Source organism: Vibrio sp. S234-5, assembly GCF_000960595.1.
GTDB lineage: Bacteria > Pseudomonadota > Gammaproteobacteria > Enterobacterales > Vibrionaceae > Vibrio.
In genome coordinates, this window is record NZ_JZAM01000100.1 from 1 (window position 1) to 1,751 (window position 1,751).

1 protein-coding gene is annotated in these 1,751 nt (G+C 49.5%); it reads right to left on the minus strand.

The window, feature by feature from the left end:
* Positions 1 to 36: 36 nt before the first annotated feature.
* Positions 37 to 1,329 carry a group II intron reverse transcriptase/maturase gene (gene ltrA / locus UF06_RS03670; protein WP_045569234.1) on the minus strand — a complete coding sequence of 431 codons (1,293 nt, stop codon included), beginning with the start codon at positions 1,327 to 1,329 and terminating at the stop codon, positions 37 to 39.
* Positions 1,330 to 1,751: the final 422 nt, after the last annotated feature.

Consider the following 1,751-nt stretch of genomic DNA (forward strand, 5'->3'; position numbering starts at 1 on the left):
AATCGAGTAGGAGGAGGCCTCACGGCCTCCGTCCTCTCACACCACCGTACAAGCGTGGGTCGCATACGGCGGTTCCGAATACACTTTTAGTGACTCATACCCATCTCTCAATGAGTAAAGCCCCCTCTCCTCGAACCATTTGATTGGCATTGCGTGATTCAACTGGGGCGAGAGTGCTAAGCGCCACCACCCTTTATCTGACATCGCCAGCTTCCACGCATTTCGCTCTGTTACACCTTGTCGTTGTAACCATGTCGCTATGCTGTATCTGCGTTTGCGCTGTTTCAGGCGGTAGCATCTCAACCGACGCCGTATCCATTCGTCTAAGCGCTGCATCGCACTTTGACCTATGGCGAGCTTGAAGTAGTGCTGCCAACCTCGTAGGTATTGGGTTAACTCGGTGAGGATTACCGACAACTCTCGACCTCGATTTCGCTTCGTTATTTTCCGCACTCGCTTCTTCATTTGAGCTTGTGCCGATTTTGATATCTGGAGGGTTCCGTCTATCTTGAAGCTATGGCTTAGGTAAGCTCGCTCCGTCACTCTTGTTGCTGCACTTTTCTCACGATTTACCGTGAGCTTTAGCTTCTGCTCCAAGAACTCCGTTATCGACTCTTTGACTCGATGGGCGGCTTCCTCACTACGAACGTAGATTTGACAGTCATCTGCATATCGACAGAACTTATGCCCTCTTCGCTCTAACTCTTTGTCCAGTTCATCTAATACAATATTGGAAAGTAACGGAGATAATGGCCCACCCTGTGGTGTTCCTCGTTGTCTTCGCTCTACTAACCCATCTCGCATTAAGCCTGCCTGTAGATAGGACCTGATGAGCTTTAATACTCGTTTATCACTAATGTCCTTAGATAATCTGTGCATCAGCCTATCATGGTTCACCGTGTCGAAGTATTTGGCTAGATCGATATCCACTACATAACCCCGCCCTTCTCTGATATAGCGGCTTGCTGCCGCAAGCGCATGATGCGCACTGCGGTTCGGCCTGAACCCGTAGCTGCTGTTGGAGAACGTCGGCTCATAGAGCTCTGACAGTACTGATGTGATCGCCTGTTGGACTATCCTATCCAGTACCGTAGGGATACCTAATTGCCTGACGCCACCATTCGGCTTGGGGATTTCTACACCCAGAACTGGTTGAGGTTGGTAGCTTCCGTCCAGAAGACTCTGGCGGAGCGCTTGCCCATTTGAAGCTTGTCGAAGTTTAGAGATGGTCGCTGTGATGTCGAGTCTGTCGACACCTGCGCACCCCTTGTTCTTCTTCACGCGTCGAAGGGCATGGTTCAAATTCGCTGAGGAGCTGATTTGTTCCATCAGCGGAGTGGGGGTCACCAAGACTCGTCCTCCTTTCTACGCCGATCATGCTTGTCATTCTTCGTGACCATGAGCTTTACTTGCGGTATTGCCTATTGGGACGTAGAGATGTTTTCCATCTTGCTATGACTCCACATCATTGAGTAAATAGTGACTGCTTCTTGATATATTCAGTTCTGGCCTTCCTTTGAGTTGTACTTCCTCAAAGTACTATGCCTTCTGCTGACTTCTCATTGCCCATCACACAACATCACTGCTGTGTTGGTCTCATCTGAGACAGGCAATGAGCTCTCCCGAGGTAAGACGTTGCTCTTTCCCTTGGTCATGCCTGATTTACCTATACACACTTCCCGTCGAGGCATTGGGCTATTCTATCTATTGCTAGGTTACCCAAGTTGTACAGGCCTACTATCAGGTTTCTG